Source organism: Bacteroidota bacterium, assembly GCA_030706565.1.
Lineage (GTDB): Bacteria > Bacteroidota > Bacteroidia > Bacteroidales > JAUZOH01 > JAUZOH01.
This window is the reverse complement of sequence record JAUZOH010000194.1, coordinates 1-7,382: the sequence shown is the minus strand read 5'-3', so window position 1 is coordinate 7,382 and position 7,382 is coordinate 1. Positions and strand designations below refer to the sequence as shown.

The following is a 7,382-nucleotide window of genomic DNA, read 5'->3' as shown; positions in this document are numbered from 1 at the left end:
TTTTTAACAGCAGACATTCACATAATTTTTTATGCAAAATAACTTAAAAATCGGACCATTCTCAAAAAATTATAAAAAATCCGGAAAATATAAAGGAAAGGCTTAGCTGCAAAAAGGACTAAGCCTTTCAACTATCCATTATTCGGGATAAATTCTGACAACTTCGCCCCCACCCTGAGCCAGATTAAGTTTGAATTGGGATTTTTGGGTCAATTCGTTTTGGGAATGTGAATAATCAGTACCCAGGCGATTGGCATTAACACCGTCGGCAATGATTTCGGCCTTATATTTTCCTTGGCCAAGGAAGGAACAATCAATATTAAACTCCCTGGCATTTTCATCAGTAAGAGCCCCGATATACCATTCATTGCCTTTTTGGCGGGCCACTACCGCATACTTACCCACTTCGCCATAAAGCATTTTAGTTTCATCCCAGCTTACCGGAACTTTCGACAGGAAATCAAGGATTAGCGGTTCTTTCTGATATGCCGTGGGTGCATCGCAAAGCATGACCAAAGGAGCATCATATACCACATACATAGCCAGCTGGTGGCAACGGGTTCCCTGTGTCATAGGAGTAGAGTTGGAAGCAGAAAAACTCCCCATTGCTGCATTGCGCATTCCACCCGGGGTAAAATCCAAAGGTCCTGCCAACATTCTTAAATAGGGAATAAAACAAGTATGTGCTGTAGTTACTTTTTCGCTCCATTTATTATATTCATTGCCCAATATGCCTTCATAATTCAAAACATTCGGATAAGCCCTGCTCAAACCGGTCGGTTTACTGCATCCATGATAATCAACAATCAGGTGACGCAGTGCAGCAGCCTTTGCAAATTTTTCATAGAGATTTATCGCCTTTTGATCGTCCCGGTCGAAAAAATCAACCTTAATACCTGCAGCGCCCCACTTTTCGAATTCGTTTAAAGCCACCTCAAGCTGACTATCGAGCGTATAGGCCAGGCACCATAGAATGACCTTCACGCCCTTTCCCTGAGCATATTTGATCAGTCCGGGCACATCAACTTCAGGTTTTACCTTGGTCAGGTCAAATTGATTACTCCAACCTTCATCCATTAACACATAATCGAGATGATTGGCCGCAGCAAAATCAATATAATATCTGTATGTCTCGTCATTTATGCCTGTTTTGAAAGGAACATTTTCCAAATTCCAGTTATTCCACCATTCCCAGCTTACCTTGCCTGGTTTTATCCATTTTGTATCCGTTAAAGCCAGAGGTTTAGCCAGTTTATAAACCATGTCATTATCTGCAAGTTGCATTTCATTGTCTGCAATAACCATGATTCTCCAGGGAAAAGAACGGCTGCCAGCTGTTTGTGCAATATATCCTGCCCTTTCCTTTACAACCTGGTCAAAATTGTTATAATTGCCGGCTTGTGTTTTTAAAGGATATTTGGCAAAGGTTCCGGCCAGCGTACTTGTATTGTCATTGGTTTTTTGAAGATATAAACCCGGATAATCCAGCAAATCCGATTCCGTTATTGCAACTTTAGTATGAGTTGCAGCATCTATCATCAGAGGAAGAAAACAAAATTTCCTGGTATCCAGTGACAGCAGGTTGCCATGAAAGAAATTTTGTTCAAAAGAAGTTTCGTAGCTATCAACCGGGAGAGGGAAATTGCCATAAGGATTACCGTCAAACCGGTAACTAACCTCTTCATTGACAACCTTAATACTGTCTTTCAGGTTAGTGACAAACCTATAAGCCACACCATCGTTGTAGGCCCTGAAAACCAGGGAATAGTTGCCTTTAAAATCAAGAATCACTTCATTAAAATTATCCCTGATGATCTTCCGCTTTCCATAGAGCGGCCTGATTTCCTGATCAACACTACGTTTATGTACCTGGATCAATTTAGGTTGAGCCCCTAAAATCACCCCGTCATTAATTGTCATACTGATGGGAGAAGCATTGATGACGACTTCATTCCCATGTTGAACAGAATAAAATATCCTATCCTTCATTTGAACCTTTAGCTCAATCTTATGGTCTGGCGAAGTGAGCGTAAAGTAATTTTTTTCCATCGAAAAAGAAGATGTAATGGATAATAATAGGGCTATAGCCAAAAAGGTTAAGTTTTTTTTCATTATAAATTGCATTATAAATTTGAATGGTGATAAAAGTAAATCATCTTTCAATTAAAAGCAAAACATTTATCTTTGCAGGATAAATCACTAACTGAAATTAAAATGGAACTGCAAAACGGTCAATATCTGATTGATGGATTAAGCGTTACAGAGCTGTGCAAAAAGTACGGAACGCCTCTTTATATTTACGAAACCTCAAAAATGGCTTCCCAATATAAAAAGATGAAAAATGCCTTTAAAAGCACGAGGGTTAAAATCAATTTTGCCTGTAAAGCATTGACCAATTTGAACATACTCAAATTCTTCAATCATTTAGGTTCCGGACTTGATGCGGTTTCTATTCAGGAAGTGAACCTGGCGCTGAAAGCAGGATTCAAACCACAGGATATCATCTATACGCCCAATTGTGTAGGAATGGATGAAATCAACGAAGCGGTTCAGGCAGGAGTAAGAATAAATATCGACAACATTTCCATCCTTGAGCAATTCGGGCTAAAATATGGCAACACCATTCCTGTTTGTGTCAGGATCAATCCGCATATCATGGGCGGAGGAAACGACAAAATATCCACAGGGCATATCGACTCAAAATTCGGCATTTCGATTTACCAGCTTCCTCATGTGGAACGGATTGTTTCGGCCAGTAATTTGAAAGTCGAAGGTTTGCACATGCATACCGGTTCCGACATTCTTGATGCAGAGGTCTTTCTGAGAGGCGCTGAAATCTTATTCGAAGCAGCCCTGAAATTCAAAGATTTGGAATATATTGACTTGGGCAGTGGATTTAAGGTTCCTTATAAACCCGATGATATCTTTACGGACATCAATGAATTGGGGAAAGCCCTTTCCAAACGTTTTAACGAATTTTGCAAAGATTATGGAAAGGAACTCACTTTAATGTTCGAACCCGGTAAATTTCTGGTAAGCGAATCCGGTTATTTTGCTGCAAGGGTTAATGTGGTGAAACAAACCACTTCAACTGTTTTTGCAGGCCTGAATACAGGATTGAATCATTTGATCCGTCCGATGTTTTATGATGCCTATCATCAGATTATAAATGTTTCCAAACCAGCCGGAAAGCCCAGAATTTATACGGTTGTAGGATATATCTGTGAAACCGACACATTTGGCTGGAACCGCCGCATCTCTGAAATCAGTGAAGGGGATTACCTGGTTTTCCTGAATGCAGGTGCCTATTGTTTCACCATGTCATCGAATTACAATTCCCGTCTTCGTCCGGCAGAGGTGATGATTTATAAAGGAGTGGATTATCTGATCAGAAAACGTGAAGAAATAGACGATTTATTAAGAAATCAGATAATAGCGGAAACTGATTTTTAATCTGAGAATGAAAGAATACTTAGTACATCCTGTTTTTAAAATAATTTCAGAAATAGTTACCAGGCAAGATACTCCTGCTTTTGTCATTGGCGGATTTGTAAGGGATAGTATTCTGCACAGGCCGACCAAAGATATAGATATCATGGTTCTGGGCAGCGGTATCGATTTAGCCCGCAGTGTTGCCGAAAGGATTGGCGGAAATACGCCGGTCAGTGTTTTTAAAAATTTCGGCACAGCCATGCTTCATTTTAAAGGAATGGAGATTGAATTTGTTGGAGCCCGCAGTGAATCATACCGCAAAAATTCGCGCAAACCCATCGTTGAAAAAGGAACGCTTGAAGATGATTTGAAAAGGCGTGATTTCACCATCAATGCTCTGGCCATTCGTTTAAATGAAGAAACATTCGGACAACTGGTTGATGCTTTTGACGGTTTAAAAGACCTGCAGGACAAGTTAATACGTACACCGCTGGAACCTTCAAAGACCTTTTCTGACGATCCGTTGCGTATGTTGCGTGCCATACGTTTTTCTACGCAGCTTAATTTCACTATAGATCCTGTAACCTTTGATGCAATCGGCCCCAACGCCAACCGGCTTGAAATCATCTCCGGAGAAAGGATACTGGACGAATTACAGAAAATAATGGCTTGTCCAAGGCCATCCGTTGGGTTTAAACTGCTTGACAAATCCGGATTGCTGCAGTATATCCTTCCTGAACTCTGCCAGCTGAAAGGCGTTGAGTTCAAAGAAGGGAAAGGCCACAAAGATAATTTTATCCATACTTTAAAAGTACTTGATAATGTCTCGGCAGTAAGTGAAAACACCTGGCTGCGCTGGGCCGCTTTATTGCATGATATAGCCAAACCGGCCACCAAGAAATTTTCGGATAAGGTAGGCTGGACATTTCATGGGCACGATTTTCTGGGCGCCCAAATGATACCCGGAATTTTCAGAAAATTAAAACTGCCACTAGACCAGAGGATGAAGTATGTTCAGAAAATAGTCGCCATGCACCTCAGGCCCAGTTCTTTGGTACAGGAGGAAGTTACAGATTCTGCAGTCAGGCGCTTACTTTTTGATGCCGGTGAGAATATTGACGACCTGATGTGCCTTTGCGAAGCAGACATCACCTCAAAAAATGAAGAAACAGTAAAAAAATACCTGCAGAATTTTAAACTAGTAAGAAAGAAACTTATAGAAATTGAGGAGAAAGATGCACTGCGAAATTTCCAACCACCGATAGATGGGCAGGATATCATGCATACATTTAACTTAAAGCCCTGCCGTGAAGTAGGATTAATCAAAAATGCCATTAAAGATGCAATCCTTGACGGAATTATTTCGAACAATCCCGACTCCGCTTATCAGTTCATGCTAAAAAAAGGAGAAGAATTAGGACTAAAGGTGGCAAAAAAGTAATCTAATTTTCACTTTTTACCCTGAACAAATCCAGATAGACCGGCAGGTGGTCGCTAAAACCGCCATGATACTTAAAACCATTGTAGGTCCGGACAGGCCGTTGTCCCAAATCTGAGGGATCATCCTCAAGTAAAAAAGGGGCATTAAATATTTGGGCACATTTCAGAGTAGTATGCCAGGCCTTGACATCGATCAATAATTTTCCGGAGACAATGATCTGGTCAAGTATTTCCCAATTGCCCCGGTATTTATGCGTACCTGTACTTTTAGCCTCCTGAAGAAGGGCAGATAAATTATATACCTGTGAAGAGGCCAAATTTTTCAAACTTGTTTTTGCCTGCAAACCGTCAATCAGGCATTCACTGTCAGGGCCATCATTAAAATCGCCCACAATCACAATTTTTGCCTGAGGATGTATGGCAAGTACTGAATCCACAGCAATTTTCAATATCTTACCGGTCTGAATCCGGTAAGGCCGGCTTTCTGCCTCCCCTCCTGACTTTGAAGGCCAATGATTGACAAACAAGTGCAAAGTGTCCTTCCCATCAATCAATCCGCATGCGTAAATTATTTCCCTGGTCTGACGCTGAGGCTTGAAAGGGAAAAAGACCCGGATAAACCTTTTATTCAACAACTTAAACCTATCGGTACGGTACAAAACGGCCACATCAATTCCTCTTTCGTCAGGAGATTCATGGTGTATAAATTTATAGGGATATTTTAACAAAGGAGTATCATACATCAGGTTGCTGAGCACCTTGTCATTTTCTATTTCACATAATCCGATTATTTCAGGAGGTTGAGGATAACCTAAGGCAGCAATTACCTTATATAAATTATTCAGTTTATTCTGGTAACGTTTGTAAGTCCAATGCCGCATTGCACCCGGCAGAAATTCCCTGTCGTTTTTGAGGCTGTCATGACGGGTATCAAAAAAATTCTCCGTATTATAAAACATAACCCTAAACCTGAGTGAATCAAGGGACGACAAACTTTGGGCATGACTGAAGCAGAGAGAAATAAAAAAAACGAAGCCACTTATGATTAACCTGCGCATTTTCATCTTAATAAATTTACAGGATTTTATTAAAAATTGACACAGATAAATTTACCAGAACGTGATTCTATTCCCCTTCATAAGCTCCCAGGTCGGGAGCGCTATCCACTGTCCTGCTTCTTCCCATTATATCGAAAGGATATAACTGACCGTATTCTAAAGCCCCCTTATTTCGGAGTATAGAAAAAACGTCTGGTTTAAAATCCATATTGGCAACAGACTTAAACATCGGATCCTGATTAAACAGAACATTCTTAAAATATCTCACATCAGAGGTGTCAACTTTAAAGTTGTTATTATCAGGTTTGGCAGGATTTAACTTCAACAGGCAATGATCAAAAACGAAATTAGCCTTACCCGCATGAGGGTCAAAAATGAAATTCACTTCATTGGGCAGGAAACCACAAATAACAGAATTGGCAAAAAGTACATCAAGATCCCCCGCATAGGAAATGGGCTCGCTTCGGCCAGAAGATTGCCCCAGGACAGGCATAGTAAAAGTATTGGTCAATAGGATTGACGGGGAGGATCTCAGCGAAAAGGAATTCCAGTAATTGACCAGGGTACAGTGATAAAAACGGTAGTTTCCCCCGCTTAACAAGGCAGCCAGATAATTGGCACAGTCGGTGATTACCGTATTTGCTGCCAAAAAAGAAGCGCCCATTGAAATTATCCCCGAATAAGACATGTTTTCGATTATGGTGTTAGACAGAGTAAGGGAAGGATGAGTCTTATCATTATATTTTCCGATTGAAATGCCGGTCGTACCATTTTTTAATACTGCATAATCTATAACATTCCCTTTACTAGGGACCTCAATGGAAATTGTTCCCCATTGCCCGGGAATGCTGTCATACCAATGTTCAGTACGGTCACCCCTGAAGATTACAGGATGAGCCCTGCTGCCATGAACGTTTAAAGTACCTTTTACAATCAGGCTTGCATTCTTATGCAGGTAAACCAATGTTCCTTCTTCAATATTCAGGGTTTGTGAAGAATCAACCACCACATGGCCATAAATCAGATAAGGTTTATCATTTGTCCAGGTTTGGCTTTTAAGTGTACTATTATTCAGGAGATGAATATCCTGGCCCCAGGCGCAAAGTTCGACATGCTGCATATTGCCATTGGTAATAAACACAATAGAATCATGAACAAACAAAGGAGCATCCTTAAAATTCTGTTCAACCTTAGCTATAACAAACAGAAACAGGCTATCATGTGGGTAAATTTCAATATTTTCAACAGGATTAATTTCAGAACCGTCAATATTTAATTTGAATGCCGATTGACCTCCCCCGGCCAAAAACATTTTGGAGATTTTTACAGACTGGCTGGTGGGGTTATATATCTTTAATAATTTTGTAGGGGTACCAATGGTGGTGAAAATCGTATCAAAACTGACAGTATCTTGAGAAAACTTCAGTTTTACATAAGGATTGTCATTAAATT

General features: G+C 40.4%; 5 protein-coding genes. 2 read left to right on the top strand and 3 right to left on the bottom strand.

The genetic code is table 11. The features are described 5' to 3' along the window. Positions 1 to 138: 138 nt before the first annotated feature. Positions 139 to 2,112, bottom strand: coding sequence for a glycoside hydrolase family 97 protein (locus Q8907_10480; protein MDP4274693.1), 1,974 nt, complete (start codon positions 2,110 to 2,112; stop codon positions 139 to 141). Positions 2,113 to 2,214: 102 nt separating this feature from the next. On the opposite strand from Q8907_10480, the gene lysA reads away from it, so the two are divergent. Together lysA and Q8907_10470 are read left to right on the top strand one after the other, a co-directional pair. Then, entirely contained in the window at positions 2,215 to 3,453 is a 1,239-nt protein-coding gene (gene lysA, locus Q8907_10475) for a diaminopimelate decarboxylase (protein ID MDP4274692.1), read from the top strand. Positions 3,454 to 3,460: 7 nt separating this feature from the next. Beyond that, positions 3,461 to 4,873 carry an HD domain-containing protein gene (locus Q8907_10470; GenBank protein ID MDP4274691.1) on the top strand — a complete coding sequence of 471 codons (1,413 nt, stop codon included), beginning with the start codon at positions 3,461 to 3,463 and terminating at the stop codon, positions 4,871 to 4,873. A 1-nt stretch (position 4,874) separates the two neighbouring features. Here the strand turns inward: Q8907_10470 and Q8907_10465 are convergent, their stop codons facing one another. Then, positions 4,875 to 5,936 (bottom strand): endonuclease, encoded by a 1,062-nt coding sequence (locus Q8907_10465; GenBank protein MDP4274690.1) that lies wholly within the window; start codon positions 5,934 to 5,936, stop codon positions 4,875 to 4,877. 61 nt (positions 5,937 to 5,997) lie between these two features. Continuing rightward, a partial coding sequence (locus tag Q8907_10460) for a hypothetical protein (protein ID MDP4274689.1) occupies positions 5,998 to 7,382 on the bottom strand: 1,385 nt, incomplete at its 5' end.